Source organism: Myxacorys sp., assembly GCF_059501405.1.
On the sequence record NZ_JCACCM010000190.1, the window covers coordinates 54988 to 76023 of the forward strand.

A 21036-nucleotide genomic window follows, 5' to 3' on the forward strand; every position below is an offset into this window, starting at 1 on the left:
CATTGGTGAGTCCTGTTACAGATGAGTCCTGTTACAGGCCCGCTGTGCAAACCGGACGATTGTTTGCATTCAGCTTAATCTTCCCTTCAGTTCCATTCACCATAAAAGGTACTTGCTGATCTCCTACAACACGGACAAAGGTAGGCTTATCTTGCAAGCAGGCTCGCACCGCAGATCCCCAGCTTGGCAAGTCCTTAGACAACTTATCAGTAATGGGCGTATTGCTAGTAACTGACGCCTCTTGCACAACTTTAATATCCATTGGCAAAGTGAATCGAGCAGGCGTCACAGGCGGCGTTGGTAGAGTGACTTGCTTAATGCCAGTAATGGTTTCCTCCTCTAGCACCATTGTGGTTGCACTGGGCTGACCAGTTGGCTGGGTCGATTGTTCTCCAGTCGGTGCGGGTGTACTTGGGCTGGGTGTTACTGGGGTTGTGGAAGGAGTCGTTGTGTCTGGGGTTGTGGAAGGAGTGGTGGGCGTTGTAGTCGAATCAGGCGTTGTCGGAGCCGGAGTGGTCGTGTCTGGGGTAGTCGAATCGGGCGTTGTCGGAGCCGGAGTGATTGTATCTGGGGTTGTGGAAGGAGTCGTTGTGTCTGGGGTTGTGGAGGGAGTAATGGGCGTTGTAGTTGAATCGGGCGTTGTCGGAGCCGGGGTCGTTGAGTCTGGTGTGCCAGAGGGAGAGGGTAGCGGCGACGGAGTAGCCGAATCAGGCGCTGCCGGTGTAGTGGGGGCAGACTGCGTGATCGGAGAATTGACAGGCTGGGTCGAAGGTTGGATGGGCGCGATCGTAGATCCTTCTGGTGCAGAAGGCGTCATCTTGACGAGCTTCTCTGTTGGAACCGCTCCTTTTGTATCTTTCGCGATCGACAGTGTTTCCGCAGTAACAGGGAATAGGGAACCCGCTAGGATTGCAACAACACTTGCAGCAGCAATAGGCTTCAACATGCTCACGTTCATCTCCAAACTATATAAGGTCAATATCTAGGCTTTCTAGCAACCTGACAGGCGTGACTTAACTAAAAGACTCAAACGCCTCAAACTTTAAAGTTGACAAAACTTCAAATTCAAAATGTGTAAACACCGTGAACCCTACTAAACTACCACTAATTATCTCAACCAACTGCCAGACAGATTCTCGATCGGCACATACTTCTCAGGAAGGAGAGAAGTTCTCAATCTCGCCTCTCTTTGACCGTCCTTATGTAATGAATAGGATCACAACCTCTGTTAAATGATTTCTTCCATTCACAGTTAAAACGCTGATAATGCAGTACCCGTATTCTCGTCTTTCTCCCTTTATTCAAGAATATATTTATACCAATGGTTGGTCTTCACTTAGACCAATTCAAGCAGAAGCTTGCCGTATTATATTTGACACGTCGAACCATCTATTGATTGCAGCAGGAACGGCCTCTGGAAAAACCGAAGCGGCATTTCTTCCTGTATTGACGATGTTGCATGAGCAACCTCCTAACGGAGTTGGTGCACTATATATCAGTCCTATCAAAGCGCTGATTAATGATCAGTTCGATCGCTTAACTGATTTATTGAAAAATGCTGATATTCCTGTGTGGGCTTGGCACGGGGATGTGACGCAAAGCCGCAAGAAAAAGCTGCTTGAGAACCCCCAAGGCATTCTGCAAATTACACCCGAATCGTTGGAGAGTTTATTAATCAATAAAAGCGCTTATCTTCCTAGTATATTTGGAGACCTGCGCTTTGTAATTATTGATGAAATTCACGCATTCATTGGCAGCGATCGCGGCTGTCAAATTTTATGCCAATTGTCTCGTCTGGCTAAAGTGACTGGAAACGTGCCGCGTCGAATTGGACTCTCAGCAACATTAGGTGACTATTCTTTAGCTGAAGAGTGGTTAAAGGGTGACACTTCTCGATCTGTCACTACACCAACGCTAGAAACTGCTCAGCGAAAGATTCAGCTGTCACTAGAACATTTTTACGATCCGGGGCTAGTCGTGCGGGCAAAAGGAGACACCCGAGACAAAGCGTTCAATCCTTGTCATTTGCACCTGTTTAACCAAACGCGGGGCAAGAAAAGTCTAGTGTTTGCCAATGGACGAACGGCAACAGAAGACGCGATCGCCGCGATGCGAGAGATTGCGACAGCGAAAGGACATCCCGATCTCTATCACGTTCATCATGGTAGTATCTCTGCCCCCCTTAGAGAAGCGGCAGAAGCAGCAATGCGACATTCTGATACGCCTACTGTTACAGCCGCAACAGTGACCTTTGAGATGGGAATTGATTTAGGACACCTCGATCGGGTGATTCAATTAGAGTCGCCTGCCTCTGTTGCCAGTTTCTTGCAGCGATTGGGGCGCTCTGGCAGAAGGAGCGGCGTATCTGAAATGGAGCTTATTTGTGTGGAAGATAAGCCCACAGGTGAAGAGTCGTTGCCTGAGCAGATTCCTTGGCAGTTGTTGCAGTGCATTGCTGTGATTCAGCTTTACTTGGAAGAGAAATGGATTGAACCACCGCGTGCCATGCAGTATCCCTTCAGTTTGCTGTATCACCAAACGATGAGCGTATTGGCGTCTTTAGGAGAACTGTCTCCCGCCGCGATCGCGCAGCAAATTTTAACCCTGCCGCCGTTCCGCTCGATTTCACAAGACGATTTTCGGGTGTTCTTAAGACATTTAATTGGCATTGATCATATTGAGAGAACAGTAGAAGGGGGGCTAATTGTCGGACTTGCAGGAGAGAAAGTCATCAATAATTTTAAGTTCTATGCTATCTTTCCTGACACAGAAGAATACTCGGTTAAACACAACGGAAAAGCAATCGGAAGTATTATCATTCCGCCTATGGAAGGCGATCGCTTTTCTCTTGCAGGACGAACGTGGGAAGTTCATGCAGTTGATAGCAAGAAGAAAGTAATTGAAGTTAAACTGTCAACAAAATCTGTCACATCAAGCTCGTGGCGCGGTACATCTGGGGAAGTCCATACTAGAGTGCTACAGAGAATGAAAAAGGCATTGCAGGAGACAACGCTATACTCCTACTTAACGCCGAATGCAAGACAGCGGCTTGAGGACGCGAGAGCATTTTCTCGGTCAACCGGGATTTTAGATCATCCAATACAACTGCTAGACGAAAAGGTTTGCTGTATTTTTCCATGGATGGGTACGATCGAGTTCCGTACGTTGGAAAGGTTCTTGCGATCGTACGGCAAACCATCCCTCGGTATTAAAAGTATCAAAGCGCGATCGCCCTACTTTCTCGTCGTGCGCTTGGGCAACTGTTCGCTTGACGCCCTGCGCTATGAGCTTCAGTCTCTTCCAGAACGACGCTTCAATCTAGAGGAATTCCTTGATCCGGATGAGGTTCCGACGTTGCAGAAATATGACGAATACATTCCACCTGATCTATTACGCAAGAGCTTTATCGCTGACTATTTGGATGTTGAAGAACTAACGAATTTTGTGAGTCAGTGGATATGAGCAACTCAGGACGACTAGGATCAAGCGCTACTCCTTAAATATTGCTTTATAAGCCCTAGCACAGTGATGCTCAACCGCGATCGTATCAAGCACCATATTTACTACCGCTATAGATAGATGACAAATTTGGTAACATCTATCCTTAAACCTGATATGCTACCTAGATAAAATTATTGAGAGGCTAAAACGGTGTTATCTCAAGAACCACAGGTTGTTGATTTAGAACTGTCAGATGGGGAGTATTTAGAGCTATTAGCCCAAGGACGCGATCCGGTTAGAGAACAGTCTTACACCAAAGAACTGATAGCGTTTGGATTTACAACCGAATACACTGCTCATGTCGTGCCCTTATTTGATAAAGCAGAGGGTACGATCGCAGAAAAAATTCTGGTCAATCGTACCCTCAGATGTATCTGGGAACACTTGCTCAAGCAAGTAGGTTAATCTCCTGTTAGGTTGCCTGCGGTGCTTGAGATTCTTGACCCTGAGCCATCTCTAACGGCGCATTTTGCTCGTTCATCTGCCCATTCGCTTGAGCGTGCCCGTTTAACAAATTCACCGTCACAACTCGATTCTTTTCTTCTTCCGCTTTTGGAAGCGTCAAGTGCAACACGCCATGCTTAAATTCAGCTTGCACCTTGTCGTTTTGCACTCTTGCTGGAAGCGGAATTACACGCTGAAAACTACCATACCGAAATTCAGAACGCTGAATACCTTGGTTGTCTTGCTTCACCTCAGATTTGCGCTCACCCTGAATTGCCACCGCGTCGGCCGTCACCTTCACATCAAGATCTTTCGGCTCGATGCCAGGAACTTCCATTCGCAGCGTCACCTCTTCAGGCGTTTCGTGAATCTCAGCAGCAGGGATAAAGCTCATGCCAGCCGATTTCTCAAAACCAGATGCTGCATTGCCAGCATCTCCATAAGAGATCATCTCATCAAACAATCGATTCATTTGACGTTGCATGATATCAATGTCTCTGAATGGATTAAAACGTACAATTGCCATACTAACTAACCTCCTTTTTTGTGTTGTTGGAAGTGTTTCAAAGTATGTTGCTGGAAGTGTTTTAAAGGCTCACAGTTGAGTCTCTAATTACTAGTAAATCTCGGTCTTTTAGCCGTCTCACCCTCCTAAAGAATTAGATTTAAGTTGTGGTGGATAGCCCTACTTTGAGTTGGGTAAAACCCGTTCAAATTCAAGCGTTCAACCCTTTCAGAAAGCCGCCATAATAGAGCTACTGAGACATAAGCGAAAGCATGACTAGTTCTGTGACGACGGTTGCTTCACCGATTGCTTCTAATGCTTCTGACAGTGGGATTCGCAAGGCGCGTTTGTGGATGCCAGAGCGCGTGATGTTCACCCCTGACGCTCTGAAGGAGCCGTGGGGACAGCAAATTCTTGAGCGGGTGCAGGCGTTAGGCTTACCTGTGGACGAGTTGAAGCAGAATCGATTGACGGGTTTGCGTGGCGACACCGAGCGAGAGACTTATGCCACTGCAAAGCGGACGTTGGCCGTTGTGAATGCGCCCAAAGGACAATTTAAGCTGAGTCCGATTCCTCCTTCTGCCGATTGGCAGTTTCACATTGCAGAGGGATGCCCTGCCCACTGCCAATATTGCTATTTGGCAGGTAGCTTGCAAGGGCCACCTGTGATTCGGGTGTACGCTAACTTGCCGCAAATTTTGGGTAATTTAGCTGCTTATGAGCGATCGGGCAGCGAGACGAGCTATGAGGTGAGTTGTTACACCGATCCGCTTGGTATTGAACACTTGATTGGGAGCTTAGCCGAAGCAATTCGCTATTTTGGCACTCGTGAGGATGGCTATTTGCGTTGGGTGTCGAAGTTCGACAATGTTGAGAGTCTGTTGGATCTGCCCCATCGTGGACACACGCGCTGTCGTTCTAGCGTGAATACGGCATCGATTAGCGATCGCTTAGAAGGTGGCACAGCTTCTGTTCCGGCTCGACTTCGTGGATTGCGGCGCTTGGGTTTAGAAGGCGGGTATCCGATCGGGGTGGTGATTGCGCCGATTATGCCGATTCCTGATTGGCAAGAGCAGTACACCCAGTTACTCGATAACATGTCTGAGGAGTTAGATTTTGATTGCGATCTGACGGTGGAGTTGATTACTCATCGGTTTACTCCTGGATCGAAGGATGTGTTGCTCAGTTGGTATCCCAACACCAAGTTAGATTTGGATGAGTCGTCGCGGGTGGTGAAGCGCAATAAGTTTGGCGGCATGAAGTATGTGTATGACGCGAAGACGATGCGCGAGTTGCGTCAGTTTTTCGAGCGCGAGATTGGGCGGCGGTTTCCCCGCGCTAAGATCTTGTATTGGACGTAGTAATTCCGGCAGGTTGCGTTCTGCGCTAATTGCGAGTCTGGGGTCTAGAGTGTGTTCACACGCTACTCGACTCTCCTTGAGTCTCGGCATCCGACCCTTGGGGGTTTGGGGGCAAGCCCCCATTGGGGGACGGTTGCCTCCCCCAAACCCCCTGCAAACGAGACAAGGGTGGGCGATTCGAGATACTGGAATATAGGGAGTGATAGCTCTCTTTAAAATAAATGGACTAATAACTAATAATTGTTAAACATGATTCGCGGTGTCTCTCAGCTTTTATCTACATTTCGCTACTGTGGACGAGCGATTCAATTAGTTTGGACGACCAATCGCAGATTAACGATCGTACTTGCCCTGTTTACCCTAATTTCTGGGTTGGTTCCGGCGATCATTGCCTATGCCGGAAAGCTGATTGTTGATACCGTAGTACTGGCATCTCGCACTGGATCTGCTAGCGATCGCTGGGCCGCCATCGGATACTTGGGATTTGAAGCCGTTGTCGTGGCGGTGCAAACGGGTAGTCGGCAAGGCATTGCGTTGTGTCAGTCGCTCCTGAGAGTGTTGCTAGGGCAGAAGGTGAATGAACTGATTTTAGCAAAAGCCCTCACTCTCGATCTGGCTCACTTTGAAGACTCAGAATTCTATGACAAAATGACGCGGGCGCGGCGAGAAGCGTCCAGTCGCCCCTTGAGCCTCGTCGGGCGCACGTTTGGATTGGTGCAAGACTCGCTTACTATCATCACATATGGGGGATTGCTGATCCAGTTTTCGGTTTGGGCCGTTGTGGTGCTGATGCTTGCTGCCGTTCCTGCCTTTGTTTCTGAGACGCGATTCGCTGGACAAGCCTTTCGGCTGTTTCAGTGGCGCACACCCGAATCGAGACAGCAGAATTATTTGGAGTGGCTCATTGCCAATGAAGCTCCTGCGATGGAGATTAAGCTCTATCAGTTGGGACGAATGCTACTCGATCGCTATCGGGCGATTTTCTACCGTCTATACGCAGAAGATCGCGACCTGACGATTCGTCGCGGTGTGTGGAGCTATCTGCTGAGCTTGGTCAGTACGATCGCATTTTACGGTGCGTACGTCTGGATTGTCTGGGAAACGATCGCTGGGCAAATAACGCTTGGCGAACTAACGATGTATCTCGTGGTGTTTCGGCAAGGACAAACAGCGTTCGCCTCGATTTTAACGGCAGTTGGCGGCATGTATGAAGATTCGCTGTACCTCTCCAACTTGTACGAGTTTTTAGAAGAAGAAGTTCCCGAACCGATAGGACAGGCAATCCAAGGCATTGCACCGCAAGACGGAATACGGTTTGAACACGTCACGTTCTATTACCCTGGAAACCCAAAGCCTGCGCTCAACGATGTGTCGTTTCATCTTAAACCTGGAGAGAAGCTTGCGATCGTGGGTGAAAACGGCTCAGGTAAAACAACGCTGATCAAACTGTTAACAAGGCTTTACGAGCCTACTTCTGGACAAATTTTCTTAGATGGATTGGAGCTAAAGCAGTGGGACACGGCTGTTCTACAGCGTCGTATCGGTGTGATTTTTCAAAGTTTCATGAAGTATCAATTTAGCGTGGGTGAAAATGTTGGTGTCGGTGATGTTGCCAATTTAGACGATCGCGATCGCTGGGGTATTGCCGCAGATAAAGGCAATGCATTGCCATTCATTGATGAACTATCGGATGGATTCGACACGCAGCTTGGTCGTTGGTTCAAAGGAGGTCGAGAACTTTCAGGCGGACAATGGCAAAAGATCGCCTTGTCTCGCGCATTTATGCGAACCAGCGCCGACATTTTAGTGTTAGATGAACCGACTTCTGCAATGGATGCTGAGTCGGAAGTTCAGATCTTCGAGCGGTTTCGAGAAATGACGCCCAACCAAATGGCAATTCTCATCTCCCATCGATTCTCCACTGTGCGAATGGCAGATCGAATTATGGTGATGTCTGCTGGAGAAGTGACTGAGCAAGGAAGTCACGAACAGCTACTCGATCTCAAAGGACGATATGCACACTTATTTGCCCTTCAAGCAGCAGGTTATCAGTAGTCATGATGCATTTCAGGCATGGTAAAAGTCGTAGCAGATCAACAGATCTTAGAAGCTGATTTGCTACATTCGCTATCCAATCCGTTGTCAGTGAGGAACCTTTGCAGATATCCTCTCATGTACTGAGATTGGGCATCCAGACAACTTCTCAAATCCCAAAATTTCGCGCTATAATTGAGGAACGCTCGGGGCTGTAACGGTTTCGACGGGCTAGCGAACGATACGCTATGCAGGTCGAGAGGGAGTCTACTCTCGTAAATCCAGGCTCAAAAGAATAGATGCAAACAACATCGTTCCTTTTGCTCGTAAGGCAGCAGCAGTTGCCTAATTAAAAACCTCTTCTAGGTTTGAGCACTCACAATTCGACGCCGTTAAGGATTGTGAGTTAACCCCAACGGCTGCTCTAGACGCTCGCCTCTGGTCGGGCGGCTAGTTAAGACAATACTAGAGAATCCCATCGTTCGGGATAATGAACGATTCCCGCTTTGAGGACTAGAAAAGCTAAACCTGTGAATGAGTGGCGTACTAATACCTAGTTTGGACACGGGTTCGACTCCCGTCAGCTCCACTAAAAAGACGACCTAGTAGCGATACTGGGTCGTTTTGCTTTGTGAGGTTGCGCTTGGAGTTTTACATTTATTTCGCTTGGACCAAAAGTTAGGGTGGGTGTCTAATCCTCTGTTCTTTTAGCCTTTAGTGAGTTAAGAAATGCATTGAGAACCAGTGGTGATTTGAAATAATCCTTGCGACAGTGCAAAGTTCTCTAAAACCTTCTAAATTTAAGATAGTGCCTTTAATTGAAACAGTTGCACCTTGATTCAAAACGAAACTTTAGAATTACTGGAGTGGTCGCGACTATGCCAGCATTTAGCGACCTTTGCTTCGACCAAGCTGGGTGCGGTGGCGGCTCGTCAGCTGAAAATTCCAGCTACTCAGGTAGAGACAGAAGCGCTGTTGGCGCAAACGCAGGATGTTTATCAGTTAGAAAATCAGCTTACTACAGCGCTCAGCTTTGATGGAATTGATGACATTTGTGGTTCGTTAGAGCGGGCTGTGCGGCACGGCATTTTGTCTGGATATGAATTACTTGCGATCGCAACAACGTTATCGGGTGCAAGAACGTTAAGACGCACCATCGATCATCATCCTGATATCACCATTCTCAATGAGTTGGTATCAGAATTGCGAACCTATCCTGAAATCGAGCAGGAAATTTATCGGTGCATCAATGATGACGGTAAGGTGAGTGAACGGGCAAGCCCGAAATTAGCTGAAATTCGCGACAAGCAACGTCAGGTGCGCGATCACATCCATGACCTGCTGCAAAAATTGATTGGACGATATGCCAGCGCTGTTCAAGAGCAATTGATCACGCAACGGGAAGGTCGGTTTGTCGTTCCGGTCAAAGCTACGCATAAAGATGTCATTTCTGGTATTGTCCACGATACGTCTATGAGCGGGGCAACGCTGTATGTTGAGCCGCATCAAACGGTGCAGCTAAATAATCAGCTTCGTCAGCTTCAGCGCCAAGAGCAGGTTGAAGAAGAAGCGGTACGACGAGTCTTAAGCGAACAAGTGGCAATCGTGAAAGACGATTTAGAGCGGCTGTTGGCGATCTGCACCACGTTGGACTTAGCAACCGCGCGATCGCGATACAGCTATTGGCTCGGTGCAAATCCGCCGCGCTTTATTGAACATCAAGCCGGTCAGCGATCTGAACCAATCGTATTGCGTCAACTACGCCATCCGCTGTTGATCTGGCAGCAACAGCATGAGCAAGGAAACTCAGTTGTTCCAACTGACTTAAGAATTCAGCCTCATACCCGCGTGGTCGCCATCACGGGTCCAAACACAGGTGGCAAAACTGTCACGCTGAAGACCCTAGGACTAGCAGTTCTGATGGCAAAAGTAGGGCTGTTTATTCCAGCCCGTGAACCTGTTGAGTTGCCTTGGTTTGATCAAGTCTTAGCCGATATTGGGGATGAGCAATCACTAGAACAAAGTCTATCCACGTTTTCAGGTCATATCCGCCGAATTAGCCGAATTCTCAATGCATTAGTACCTGACACAGCCGCACCAGCCACAGGCGAAACACCAGCCGAAACGCCTCAATCGCATCAAACTGCTAACTCGCTTGTACTCCTCGATGAAGTCGGTGCGGGCACTGATCCAACTGAAGGGTCTGCTCTGGCGATCGCGCTGCTCAAGTACCTCGCGGATCACGCCTCCTTAACGATCGCCACGACCCACTTCGGCGAACTGAAAGCCCTCAAATATGACGACGATCGCTTTGAGAATGCCTCCGTCGAATTTGACGACGTATTGCTTTCCCCCACCTATCGTTTGTTATGGGGCATTCCTGGGCGATCCAACGCCCTAACGATCGCGCGTCGTCTAGGACTAAATGAGACTGTGATTCAGCAGGCTCAAACTCACGTTGGCGGCGCGACTCAAGATGTCAACCAAGTGATTGCTGGACTCGAAGCTCAACGCCGCCAGCAAGAAACCAAAGCCCAAGAAGCCGCGCAACTGGTGCAGCAAGCCGAACGGTTCTATCGAGAAGTGTCTGAAAAAGCGGCGAATTTGCGCGATCGCGAACGGCAACTTCAACAGCAGCAAGAATTAGCCGTGCAAGAAGCGATCACGCAAGCCAAGTCAGAAATCGCTAAAGTCATTCGCAAACTTCAGCAAGGCAATGTCACCGCTCAAGACGCGCAACAGGCAACAGATGCTCTAAACCAGATCGCCGCGCACCGTTTACCATCGAAGCAGGAGCCGAAACCGAAGCCCGGATACCGTCCAAAAGTAGCCGATCGCGTCCGCATTCCTCGTCTCGGTCAGACGGCTGAAGTTCTCGCCATCTCAGATGATGAAGAACTGAGCGTCCGCTTTGGCTTGATGAAGATGACCGTTCCGCTCGACGATGTAGAATCGCTAGACGGTGAAAAGCCCGTCAAAAAAGAACCCAAACCTCAAGACGCTAAAAAGTCGGCTCCTGTCCCCCCGCCACCCCCTCCTGCTCCGGCGATCCGAACGGCTCGGAACACGATTGATATTCGCGGTAGTCGTGTGCCTGATGCAGAAGTGGCGCTAGAGCGAGCGATTTCAGAAATTCAGGGTCCGATGTGGATTATTCACGGCCATGGAACCGGAAAACTACGCCAAGGAGTTCACGAATTTTTGAGACAGCACCCACGAGTCGAGCGGTTTGAACTTGCCGATCGCTCAGACGGTGGTACGGGTGTGACGATCGCATATCCTTACTAGAACTTCCCGATGCTTAGTAGGAAGTGACTTTTGAAGCGTTAAATTTGTCTAACTCGAACCACGATTTCATCAGCATTCTTCAAGAACGCTGATTTTTTGTTTCTAATCTTGTCGTTGCTAGTGCATAAACCTGTTGATCAACTTCAATGCATCACGTCTTTACAAGAGCGATGCGATCGTTAAACCATAGGCTCTACAAAACTACCTTCGTTTAACGGGTTTGCGTTATCTCTAAAAATTCTTCGGGCACTCTGTATTCATAAGGCATCGTTACAAATCCCAATCAGCTTTTTTGCCAATCGAAGAGAGCGCATTACTTATGATTCGTCAACATCACTTTGGAAGTCTTGCGGCTTCTACTCTAGGCATCGCCTTCGTCATTCATGCGCTGCCCACAAGTGCAGCCGCTTCAGTGGACGCCGCGCTTCGCCCTACGTGTGAAGCTTCATCCGGCTCCAACGTCACTTGCGTTTACAGTAGCGGTGATAAGGATCTAGCACCCGCGAAGTATAAGTACTTTACAGGCGAAGTCCGCAACAAATTACCGAACGGATCGGGAGTGTTAGTCTATGCTAACAGCGATCGCTATGAAGGCACAGTGCGCAATGGTGTACCTAGTGGTCGTGGCATGTTCCTGTTTGCGAACAACGATCGCTACGAAGGCGAGATGAGAAACGGTCAGCCTCACGGGTACGGAAGCTTCATCTTTGCCAGCGGAGCTCGCTACACCGGAGCCGTGCGAAACGGGCATCCTCATGGGCAAGGCAAGTTCATATATAGCAGTGGCAACATTTACACCGGTGGCTTTTATCTAGGTCAAGCGAAAGGCAATGGAACGGTCACCTTTAAGAACGGCATTCGCTGTCAAGGGACATACTACAACAGCTCTTTAGAAGGCAAAGGAACATGTTCCTTCCCGCCCGGATATCCCTACATCAGCTATACAGGCGAACTGCGTCAAGGCGTTGCCGATGGTCGAGGAACGCTCACCTTTGCCGATGGTCGAAAATTTTCAGGCGAGATGCGTCAAGGTGTCCCCTATACGCCCTAACACCCGCTTTCCGCAAACGAATTAATCCAATAGGATCTTAGGTTCTATAACGATCGCTAAATCCGTGAATTTTAAAGAGCGGCGTATTCAAATCTCCGATTTCTTCGAGAAACCGGAGATTTTTGCACAATGTTTTGCACAATGGGAGGGCAATTTATTCTGTCGCTTTACTGATCGCAATAGATAGAATAACTTCTACACTTTCGCTTCCAAAGATTTGAGAAACTCTGTATTAACTCCCGACTCCCGAGTCAGGGCGATTTTTCCTGTTCGGGCGATTTCTCGAATTCCAAACTTATTGAGAACTTGTACGATCGCGACCATTTTTCCTGGATCGCCCACTACTTCTAGCGTCAAAGAATCTTCCGCAACGTCTACGACTCTTGCTCGAAAGATTTGTGCCAACTCAACAATTTCTGAGCGATGAGTGCTACCTGCGTTCACCTTGAGCAACATCAATTCCCGCTCAACACACGGCACTTCCGTAATGTCCTGGACTTTGATCACATTGATCAACTTATAGAGTTGCTTGGTCAATTGCTCAATGCTGCGATCGTCCCCTGGCACGACCATCGTAATTCGAGAGACCCCCATCTGCTCTGCCGGACCCACTGCCAAGCTCTCGATATTGAAGCCCCGACGAGCAAATAATCCTGCAATCCGAGATAGAACTCCGGCTTCGTCTTCAACTAGAACAGAGAGTGTGTGCTTCATCACAATCGACTTTATCTATAAGGGCCAACGATCAAACTATTCTCACCACCGTGGAAGTTCATTTTATCGCGCAACGTAATTATCCCCAAGCTCTTCTCGTAGCCTCAGGCTGCTTTCTACAGAAATCTTGACATTCGTCGGATGGAATTTCTGCGGTTCAATCAAGTTCGCATCGAGAACTCTTGCAGAGCTTGCAAAGCGATCGCATTTGCTAGAACTTGTAAACGTTGAATGCAGAGATTTTTCTCTCCTAGGACGGGTTTAGTAGGGCGGGCTAATCGTCTACCGTCTACTTCAGGTCTAGAAGCTGTTTTGGAGTTAGAAAGTTATGGGTTGGTTAAAACGAATGTTTGGCATGGAAAAGCCACAAAACCCTGAGCAGGCAATTAGTGGTCAAGCGGCTCCTCAAGCCACTGCCCAAGCTCCGGCAGGGGAAACGATCGCGCCCGAACGGATAGGTCTAAACGGAGAATACGATCAAAGTGGATTAGCAAAGCGAGTCGCTCTAGCGTTTGACCAAGATCCTCAAGTTGCTGATTGTGATACCGTCTGGGTAGCTCAAACTGGAAGCACCGTGGTTCTCAAGGGCAAAGCCCCGAGCCAAGATACTCTCAATCGGCTCGTTGAAATTGCCAATAATGTGAACGGATCTTCTGCTGTGGATACTGGACAAGTTGAAATTGGCTAGTCTGCTTTTAGCCTTGTCTAAAAAAGTAGCCCACACAAGGCTACTTTTTTAGTGGTTAGTCACTCTTTCCTTATTGTTAATCAACCCATGCCGTTTGAATGAAATGAGTAGGGCGTCCCCAAGCATCTGGCTCGCTTCCTGTAGAGTTGCGTTCTGCGATAACCGCAACGTCCTGGATCGTCAAATTGAATGGAACGGCAGTTGTAATATACTGCTGTACCAGACGTCCAAGCTCTGGAGTCAGTTGAGTCGCTGTAGAAGCGGCAAACCCAAATCCCAATACTTGTTCAATCGGACCTCGCGGCAACAGTAAATGAATGCTAAATGCCAGCGATGCCGTCAATAGCATTCCGACCGAAAAATTAGTTCCACAGCGCGGATGAACGGCTAGGTTCCATTCTCCACCCTGCATTCGAGTTAGTGCTTCTCTCGCAGCCCGCCGAACCTCCGAAGTTTCAACCTGACCGTAGAGATAAAATCCTTGTTCCGTCGATAGTCCGCCGAGGTTACCTGTATCAGTCCAGTTTGCATTGAAATCGATGTCAGGAATCGACGGATCAGAAGCACCACTTAAAACCCAGACTGTTGCGTGTTCTAACGCATGAACTTGTCTGACCATCAACAGATCCTTCAGTCCAGGAATAAACCCAATTTGTCTTAACAACTCTGTATCTTGAGTTGGCAGAGGTTCCGGAAGAAGAGAACTCCAAAAATCTCTGGGCTGGTTAGTCGCTGTCATAACAACAACTCCGGGAAAATGTGCGAAGGGTCAAAGCAGTCCTTTCACTCTAACGCCTGTTTCCCAGAGGTTGCTGTAAACTGTTGCAAATTGTAGTTAGGGCTGACCTTAAGAAACTTGAGAGATATTTTTAGCTCTCATCATGGCAGTCGGTGTGCCTTGAGTTGGCGTTGCTTTTTCACCAACCCCTCTCGATACCTCGACGCCATTCTGCTCTAAAATCACGAGCGGATCGGAACCGCCGTTCATTTCAATGCGTTTGACGAGAATTTGTCCATTGGAGAGGCGTTGCCCTGCTCCAACATAGCGACTCGTTGATTCGTTTGGCGCTTTGACAATGGCTTGCGGCACTCCACTCACCACAATCACACCTGACACCTCTACAGCTTCAGCCAACGTGGGTAGTGGGAGTGGTGGTAATGCAGCGATCGCAGGTTTCACAGGCTTTGGAGCGCTCAATCCACGAGAGGCTGTCCCACGAGAAACTGTCCTACCAGAAACCGTCCCACCAGAAGAGGTTGTTGCCACAGTTGAAATTGAAGGCAACACTTCCGGAGCAACAGGAAAGGTTGGTAACGATGGCAAACCGTTATTCTGGCTTTGAGCAGGAGCATTACTCGCTGGGAGATTGAAAGACAGAACGGGAGGCAGCCCAGAAAACGGGTCTTTCTGCCCTTTTTTGTTGATTCTTGCCTGAACTTGCCGTGCCCGCTCTAGAGGCTCGGTTGATTGCAGTAAACCTGCAACACGAGCACGGCTATTGCTGTTTTTAGTTGCATTTTTCTCTGCCACAAGCGGCTTAGAGAAGGATTGTGTTGCCGTTGGGCTTTGAGCAATTGAGCTTTGAGCAACGGATGGGGAAGGACTGGACGAGCTACTTGCATCGTCACCCGTGCTACATCCACTTATCATGAGTGTTACCACTCCTGCACACATTACTAGTGATCGCTTATCCATTTCCTATCCCCAAAACTCTACTCCAATGACCTTTGCTCAAGTATGCCCGTCCTTGACGTTTTTATTACTACACTATGAATCTGCGACAAACAATTCGCGTCACAAAAAATCCGCACGTTTGGATAGTGCGGAGGAATATCTCAGTAATTTCATCCAATTAAGACAGCTACTCTTCAGCAACCGTCATTAAGTTTTGAAGCAGATTCAGTCCTTTCTTGACCTGCCGAGAGACTGTTACGGCGCTAATTCCTAACCGCTCTGCTGTTTCTTTCTGAGTTAAATCATATAAAAAGACAAACTCGATAACCTGTCGTGTCCGCATTTCTAGCTGAACGAGTGCCTGTTGAAGCCGAAGTTGATCTTCTTGAGCAAGTTGAAAACTACGGTATTGGGTGTCAGGTACAAGATCGCCTAAAGAGGCAGTTCCTTCATCTTCATCACCGATCGGGGCATCTAGACTCAACAGCGATCGATTCTGAGACGCAAGTTTAATGTCTTGCCACTCCACGAGCGGGATCTCTAACGCTGCGGCAATTTCAAGATCACTCGGATGACGGTGCTGTTCTGACTGAAACTCTCGAATCATCCACACCGCCTGCCGCTGCAAGGCTTGCCAACGCCTAGGAATGCGAACTGATGGACTCTTATCTCGGAGGTAGTGCTGAATTTCACCTCGAATGTAAGGAATCGCGAAAGAACTAAAGGCGTGTCCTTTAGAAATGTCGAAGCGCTCAACGGCTCGAATTAACCCAATGCACCCAACTTGGAGCAGGTCCTCATAGCTTTCTGTACATTGATTAATCCAGTGATGAGCTTCTTTTCGGACTAAACCAAAATTAAGTTCTACAAGCTGATTGCGAGTCTCCGAGGAAGGAGCAACTTGATAGTCTCGCAAACGGTGTAGAGTTTCACTCCTCAATTCACCTGCAACAAAATTTGGCATGACGAAGTTCAGTGGGTAGAGCAGTCGCTAACATTACGTCAACTCATGTCGATGCTTGCGCTGAGAATTGTGCTGCGACACATAGCGCCTAGCGGTAATACAAGGTTGAAATCGAGGAAGACTGACGCGATCGTAGGGAGCTTGGCAAAGCCATTTTTTCCGAAATTGCGCTCTGCGCTAATCACGGTCAAAAACGTTCTATTCTTAAAACTCAACAGACTCTACAGCTAGGGGCTACTGAAGCTAGTTGTATTAATTCAAACTTATTTCTTTGCTTCTACTACTTACAACTGCATTTCCACTGAGATATGAATTTGTGAATGGGTTGTATCCATTAAGTGCTTTATAAGGCGCTATTACTCTAGAAAGACTCAATCTAGAAGGTTCTGTAGAGATTTGACAATAAATCTAAGCAATAAAAAAGGGGCTAGTTGAAAGCCCCAAAAATCAGAGTATTAATCTAATGTTCTACTCACAAACTTAATGATTTGCAACAGAACACGTTGTCACTACTGAAGCATCAAACTTCAGGCGCAACTTGCGCATAAAACAGTCCGCGAATTTTCACATCACTTGCGGCATGAGATCCCATGTCGGTTTCAGAAGGCTGAACACTCTCGAATGTTCCTGCGATTTCTCCAGTTGCGCTGTCAATTTTAGCAACTTGTAAAGAAATCACTCCTTTGTCCAACTGAAACTGCTTGACGTTCTCTTTGAGCAGTTCCTCGCTGTCCGCACCCCCTGGTAGAGCGACCGCATTATCGTATCCAGTCGTTAAGCCACGACCCTTTGGATCAAGGAAGTTAGACGTCCGGTAAGACGGAACGCGGAATTCACCCGTCAAGTCAGTAGATGTATTGATGTTTCCTGAACCTGGTTCGCTAGTCGCCACTAAACCTTTAATGGTAAATAGAAATGGAACCCGCTCTCCACCCGGTAGCTGAACAGTAACAGGTTGGAAATCAAGCCCGTCTTCCTCAACAAACGTCAGACTCCCGTCGGAGTTGATCTTCAATTTGCCTGATACTGCATCAATTGACGATGTGTAGCGAGTCATCACTTTAGCAGGAATGAACTCAGCTTCCTTGCGCTTGTTTGAGCTTTCCTCTCTTACAAAGAAAGTGGTCGGCTGCAAGCACAAGTTGTTAATAGAATAGGTTTTGCTGCTGTCAAGCGGAAGCGAACCGCGAGACGTTTCTTCGAGTTGTGGACAGGAGTTAGCCAATCCTGTATTTCGGATTTGCTCATAGGTTAACCCTTCCGTACTAGCGGCGGGAGCTTCACTACAAGCAGTTAGCACACTTAGGCAAAATGCCAGAAATGTGACGATTAAAGCGCGATACCTCATGGTCAACCTCAAAGTCAATGTAAAAAAGTCCTAGCAGTGCGTTCGGGTCGGTCTGACATTATCTGACAGTAAGGAAGGGGTATGACCTTAATCACCGCCTTGACAAAGCGGTTACTCCTTGAAAAATGACATCTCAGATTTCGTGCCATAAGTGTCAGGAAAAATCCCTAAGCGGCTGTCAGGTGTGATGGAATTTCTATAAATTCTGAAGATGATTCAAATCAAACCTCTCATAGCATTTTACAGACTTTAGTAAACTTTTTAAGAATCCAACTTTGTAAAACAGATTTATAAAGAAACCACTCCCTTTCAGCTACGTTTAGGGATTTGCAAACTAGTTTTCGTCAAGCACATTTTACAAATCGAAATAAGGTACTCTAAATCAGCTTGATCACCATTGCCCTAGTCTGTAAAACCACGGTCAATGTTTCAGAGGATAAAGATTTATGAGTTATGACGGAGAGCCTAGAGTGATAGGAGAATCACCAGAGCTAGAACAAATTAGAAGGTCAGTTAAGCAGATTGCGGGGGAATCACGAGGAGACACGCTAGAGCTACTGTCTTTGCTTAGATTCTTGGAAAGTCTGCATCGTGAGATCAGCGAAGGGTTGTTTCAGGACTCGTTACCCAATAATCGGCAAGCGCTTTATGCTTTGCTAAAAGATATTGAGGCAAATGGAGGATGGCCTTACATCTGCAGAATGCGGATTCAAGCATTTCTGAAAAATTTGGAGGGGGATACAACTCACCCCACAATTGCTGAAGGACCGGCACCGGATGCTGGCAGCTCTAAATAATTGGGGTTCCATTGAGAAAGCGCCGCGATCCTTCGGAGCTTGGCAAAGCCAATCGCACAATCGATTCTCGGCGCTTAAAGTATAGATTCACTGAAGTTGCGATCAACTTCTACTTATCGTCGGCTTGACGGCTGGCGGTTTGAATGTAAAGAATCAACAAGAAAACGCTGGGAACCAGCACAAACAGAATGGTGGCAACAAATCCTAAATCGTTAACTTGCATAAAAAATCAGTCCTTACTAGCTGCTGCATTAACACTTTACAGAATACCACTAAGGTTTTGTCTTAACGCTGACCGGTCCGTTAACTAACGCTTGACAGGCTAAACGGTAGGTCTCTGGCTTCTTTTTAAGTTTACGATTCTCAACATCGGTACGAGGAGAAAGGCTTTCCATTCCTTCGACAACCTCAATAATGCATGTCCCGCACTGACCGTAGCCGCCACAGTTCATCATTTTGCCTTTGAAGGTGTACAAATCAATGTTGTTTTCGATCGCTTTGAGGCGTAGATTTGCGCCTTGGGTTGCAAAAACTACTTTGTCTTCCTTCACAAATGTGATGCTGGCAGATTGGAAGCTGGGTTTTGAAGGCTCTTGAACTATCTCAGCTTCGCGGGATTGTAGATTATCGTTAGGAGATTGAAGATCAGAGTTTACTGGCTGCATAAGGGTCGCTCTTCAAAAAAACGTGACTCGTCGGGACAATCAAACAGAGGCATCAACAATGGGATGTGGATGTATTGATATGTGTAAAAGTTAAGAAATGTTAATAGCTCAAGTGTAACGTTTATCAATTGTTCAGGCAAATTAGATTTGCTTGCAATCGCCTCTAACACTGGTTACACTTCTTTATACACTTTGATTTTCCCAAATACACGGTCAACCTGTCTACATACTTTCAAGGGGAGAGTATTAAGAGGCAGACATGGCACGGTTAGAAGTCGGCTCTAGTCTGGTAAATTTACCAATATCCGGCACTTTTAACAAAAGGCTGAAAGAAGCGTTGCAGTAGACGTAATTTATTAGGAGGAGCGTAGTCAATGGGACTACCCTGGTATAGAGTTCACACCGTCTTGATTAATGATCCAGGACGGTTGATTGCAACTCACTTGATGCACACCGCACTCGTTGCGGGCTGGGCAGGATCAATGGCACTTTACGAGCTTGCGATCTTTGATCCCAGCGATCCAGTTCTAAACCCGATGTGGCGGCAAGGCATGTTTGTGTTGCCGTTCATGTCGCGCTTAGGAGTCACCTCATCTTGGGGTGGCTGGAGCATCACGGGTGAGAGTTTTACAGACCCTGGCTATTGGTCATTTGAAGGGGTTGCGATCGCGCACATCATTCTGTCGGGTCTGTTGTTCTTAGCGGCTTGCTGGCACTGGGTTTACTGGGATTTAGAACTCTTCAGAGATCCCCGCACGGGCGAGCCTGCATTAGACTTGCCGAAAATGTTCGGCATTCACTTGTTCCTGTCGGGATTACTTTGCTTCGGGTTCGGAGCATTTCACCTAACTGGGTTGTTTGGTCCAGGCATGTGGGTATCTGATGCCTACGGATTGACCGGGCACGTGCAGCCTGTCGCGCCAGAATGGGGTCCAGCCGGATTTAACCCATTCAATCCAGGTGGCGTCGTGGCTCACCACATTGCGGCGGGTGTAGTCGGGATTATTGCTGGACTATTTCACCTGAGTGTGCGCCCACCAGAGCGTCTCTATAGAGCCTTGAGAATGGGTAATATTGAGACCGTTTTGGCAAGCAGTATTGCGGCGGTATTCTTCGCAGCGTTTGTCGTGGCAGGCACGATGTGGTACGGAAACGCAACCACTCCGATCGAACTGTTTGGTCCGACTCGCTATCAGTGGGATAGCGGTTATTTCGGGAAGGAAATTCAGCGTCGGGCTCAAAGCGACATTGCTGATGGTGCAAGCATCCAACAGGCATATGAGCAGATCCCTGAGAAACTGGCGTTCTATGACTATGTTGGCAACAGCCCCGCAAAAGGTGGTTTGTTCCGTACCGGTCAGATGAATAAGGGAGATGGTATTGCTCAAAGCTGGCTCGGACATCCGGTGTTCAAAGATAGCGAAGGCCGTGAGCTGTCTGTTCGTCGTCTGCCGAACTTCTTCGAGAACTTCCCTGTTGTGCTTCAGGACGAAGATGGCGTGATTCGGGCGGACATTCCGTTCCGTAAGGCGGAATCGAAGTACAGCTTTGAACAAGCTGGCGTCACGGTAAGTTTTTACGGCGGTAAGCTCGATGGTCAAACGATCAGCGATCCAGCTGTTGTGAAGCGCTATGCCCGTGCTGCTCAGTTAGGCGAGCCGTTTGAATTTGATCGTGAAACCCTCAACTCGGATGGTGTGTTCCGCACCAGCCCTAGAGGATGGTTTACCTTTGGTCATGCGGTATTTGCGCTGCTCTTCTTCTTTGGTCATATTTGGCACGGTTCTCGTACCATCTTCCGGGATGTGTTTGCGGGTATCGACCCAGATATGTCAGAAGAGCAAGTTGAGTGGGGCTTCTTCCAGAAGTTGGGAGACAAGTCTACTCGTCGGAAAGAGCCTGTGTAAAGGTTGTTTAGAAGGTCTAATCGAGATGTAAACATTCCCGATTAGACCTTTTGAATTTCGGTAGACTGAACTAAAGTCACTAGGACATTCTGAT

General features: G+C 47.9%; 18 protein-coding genes and 1 other RNA gene. 10 read left to right on the plus strand and 9 right to left on the minus strand.

The features are described 5' to 3' along the window. Positions 1–31 precede the first annotated feature (31 nt). Positions 32–946 carry a hypothetical protein gene (locus AC5I6P_RS26790; protein WP_495696826.1) on the minus strand — a complete coding sequence of 305 codons (915 nt, stop codon included), beginning with the start codon at positions 944–946 and terminating at the stop codon, positions 32–34. Positions 947–1266: 320 nt separating this feature from the next. Between AC5I6P_RS26790 and AC5I6P_RS26795 the strand changes: the two genes are divergently transcribed. Beyond that, positions 1267–3462 carry a DEAD/DEAH box helicase gene (locus AC5I6P_RS26795; RefSeq protein WP_495696827.1) on the plus strand — a complete coding sequence of 732 codons (2196 nt, stop codon included), beginning with the start codon at positions 1267–1269 and terminating at the stop codon, positions 3460–3462. A gap of 189 nt (positions 3463–3651) precedes the next feature. Then, a complete protein-coding gene (locus tag AC5I6P_RS26800; RefSeq protein WP_495696828.1) occupies positions 3652–3906 on the plus strand; it encodes a hypothetical protein in 255 nt (84 codons plus the stop codon). A gap of 7 nt (positions 3907–3913) precedes the next feature. Here AC5I6P_RS26800 and AC5I6P_RS26805 read toward each other — a convergent pair whose 3' ends face one another. Next, on the minus strand, positions 3914–4471 hold the full coding sequence (locus AC5I6P_RS26805) for an Hsp20/alpha crystallin family protein (protein ID WP_495696829.1): 558 nt from the start codon (positions 4469–4471) through the stop codon (positions 3914–3916). Between the two features lie 251 nt (positions 4472–4722). Here AC5I6P_RS26805 and AC5I6P_RS26810 point away from each other — a divergent pair, with 251 nt between their 5' ends. The 5 genes from AC5I6P_RS26810 (at position 4723) to AC5I6P_RS26830 (ending at position 12184) form a co-directional block, all read left to right on the plus strand. Beyond that, positions 4723–5811 carry a spore photoproduct lyase family protein gene (locus AC5I6P_RS26810; protein ID WP_495696830.1) on the plus strand — a complete coding sequence of 363 codons (1089 nt, stop codon included), beginning with the start codon at positions 4723–4725 and terminating at the stop codon, positions 5809–5811. A 249-nt stretch (positions 5812–6060) separates the two neighbouring features. Next, complete coding sequence (locus AC5I6P_RS26815) at positions 6061–7866, plus strand: ABC transporter ATP-binding protein (RefSeq protein WP_495696831.1); 1806 nt, start codon at positions 6061–6063, stop codon at positions 7864–7866. Positions 7867–8053: 187 nt separating this feature from the next. Further along, positions 8054–8437: a transfer-messenger RNA gene (gene ssrA / locus AC5I6P_RS26820) on the plus strand. A gap of 242 nt (positions 8438–8679) precedes the next feature. Beyond that, positions 8680–11133: an endonuclease MutS2 gene (locus AC5I6P_RS26825; protein WP_495696832.1), complete on the plus strand. Its 2454-nt coding sequence runs from the start codon at positions 8680–8682 to the stop codon at positions 11131–11133. Positions 11134–11452: 319 nt separating this feature from the next. Next, positions 11453–12184 (plus strand): MORN repeat-containing protein, encoded by a 732-nt coding sequence (locus AC5I6P_RS26830; protein ID WP_495696833.1) that lies wholly within the window; start codon positions 11453–11455, stop codon positions 12182–12184. A gap of 195 nt (positions 12185–12379) precedes the next feature. On the opposite strand, the gene ilvN is transcribed toward AC5I6P_RS26830, so the two are convergent. Continuing rightward, positions 12380–12898: an acetolactate synthase small subunit gene (gene ilvN / locus AC5I6P_RS26835; RefSeq protein WP_162422217.1), complete on the minus strand. Its 519-nt coding sequence runs from the start codon at positions 12896–12898 to the stop codon at positions 12380–12382. Positions 12899–13226: 328 nt separating this feature from the next. Between ilvN and AC5I6P_RS26840 the strand changes: the two genes are divergently transcribed. Next, positions 13227–13586 (plus strand): phospholipid-binding protein, encoded by a 360-nt coding sequence (locus AC5I6P_RS26840; protein ID WP_495696834.1) that lies wholly within the window; start codon positions 13227–13229, stop codon positions 13584–13586. 76 nt (positions 13587–13662) lie between these two features. On the opposite strand, the gene AC5I6P_RS26845 is transcribed toward AC5I6P_RS26840, so the two are convergent. The 4 genes from AC5I6P_RS26845 to AC5I6P_RS26860 all read right to left on the minus strand — a co-directional run bounded on the left by AC5I6P_RS26845 (position 13663) and on the right by AC5I6P_RS26860 (position 17573). Further along, positions 13663–14325: a DUF6391 domain-containing protein gene (locus tag AC5I6P_RS26845; RefSeq protein ID WP_495696835.1), complete on the minus strand. Its 663-nt coding sequence runs from the start codon at positions 14323–14325 to the stop codon at positions 13663–13665. Positions 14326–14433: 108 nt separating this feature from the next. Then, on the minus strand, positions 14434–15237 hold the full coding sequence (locus AC5I6P_RS26850; protein ID WP_495696836.1) for a hypothetical protein: 804 nt from the start codon (positions 15235–15237) through the stop codon (positions 14434–14436). A gap of 211 nt (positions 15238–15448) precedes the next feature. Continuing rightward, positions 15449–16225, minus strand: a complete 777-nt coding sequence (locus tag AC5I6P_RS26855) for an RNA polymerase sigma factor SigF (protein WP_495696837.1) — start codon at positions 16223–16225, stop codon at positions 15449–15451. Between the two features lie 520 nt (positions 16226–16745). Next, complete coding sequence (locus tag AC5I6P_RS26860; RefSeq protein WP_495696838.1) at positions 16746–17573, minus strand: photosystem II manganese-stabilizing polypeptide; 828 nt, start codon at positions 17571–17573, stop codon at positions 16746–16748. 446 nt (positions 17574–18019) lie between these two features. Here AC5I6P_RS26860 and AC5I6P_RS26865 point away from each other — a divergent pair, with 446 nt between their 5' ends. After that, positions 18020–18370, plus strand: a complete 351-nt coding sequence (locus AC5I6P_RS26865; protein WP_495696839.1) for a hypothetical protein — start codon at positions 18020–18022, stop codon at positions 18368–18370. 109 nt (positions 18371–18479) lie between these two features. Here the strand turns inward: AC5I6P_RS26865 and psbM are convergent, their stop codons facing one another. Both psbM and AC5I6P_RS26875 read right to left on the minus strand, forming a co-directional pair. After that, a complete protein-coding gene (gene psbM / locus AC5I6P_RS26870) occupies positions 18480–18593 on the minus strand; it encodes a photosystem II reaction center protein PsbM (protein WP_495696840.1) in 114 nt (37 codons plus the stop codon). A 49-nt stretch (positions 18594–18642) separates the two neighbouring features. Then, positions 18643–19035, minus strand: coding sequence for a 2Fe-2S iron-sulfur cluster-binding protein (locus AC5I6P_RS26875; protein ID WP_495696841.1), 393 nt, complete (start codon positions 19033–19035; stop codon positions 18643–18645). 374 nt (positions 19036–19409) lie between these two features. Between AC5I6P_RS26875 and psbB the strand changes: the two genes are divergently transcribed. Continuing rightward, entirely contained in the window at positions 19410–20942 is a 1533-nt protein-coding gene (psbB, locus tag AC5I6P_RS26880; RefSeq protein ID WP_495696842.1) for a photosystem II chlorophyll-binding protein CP47, read from the plus strand. Positions 20943–21036: the final 94 nt, after the last annotated feature.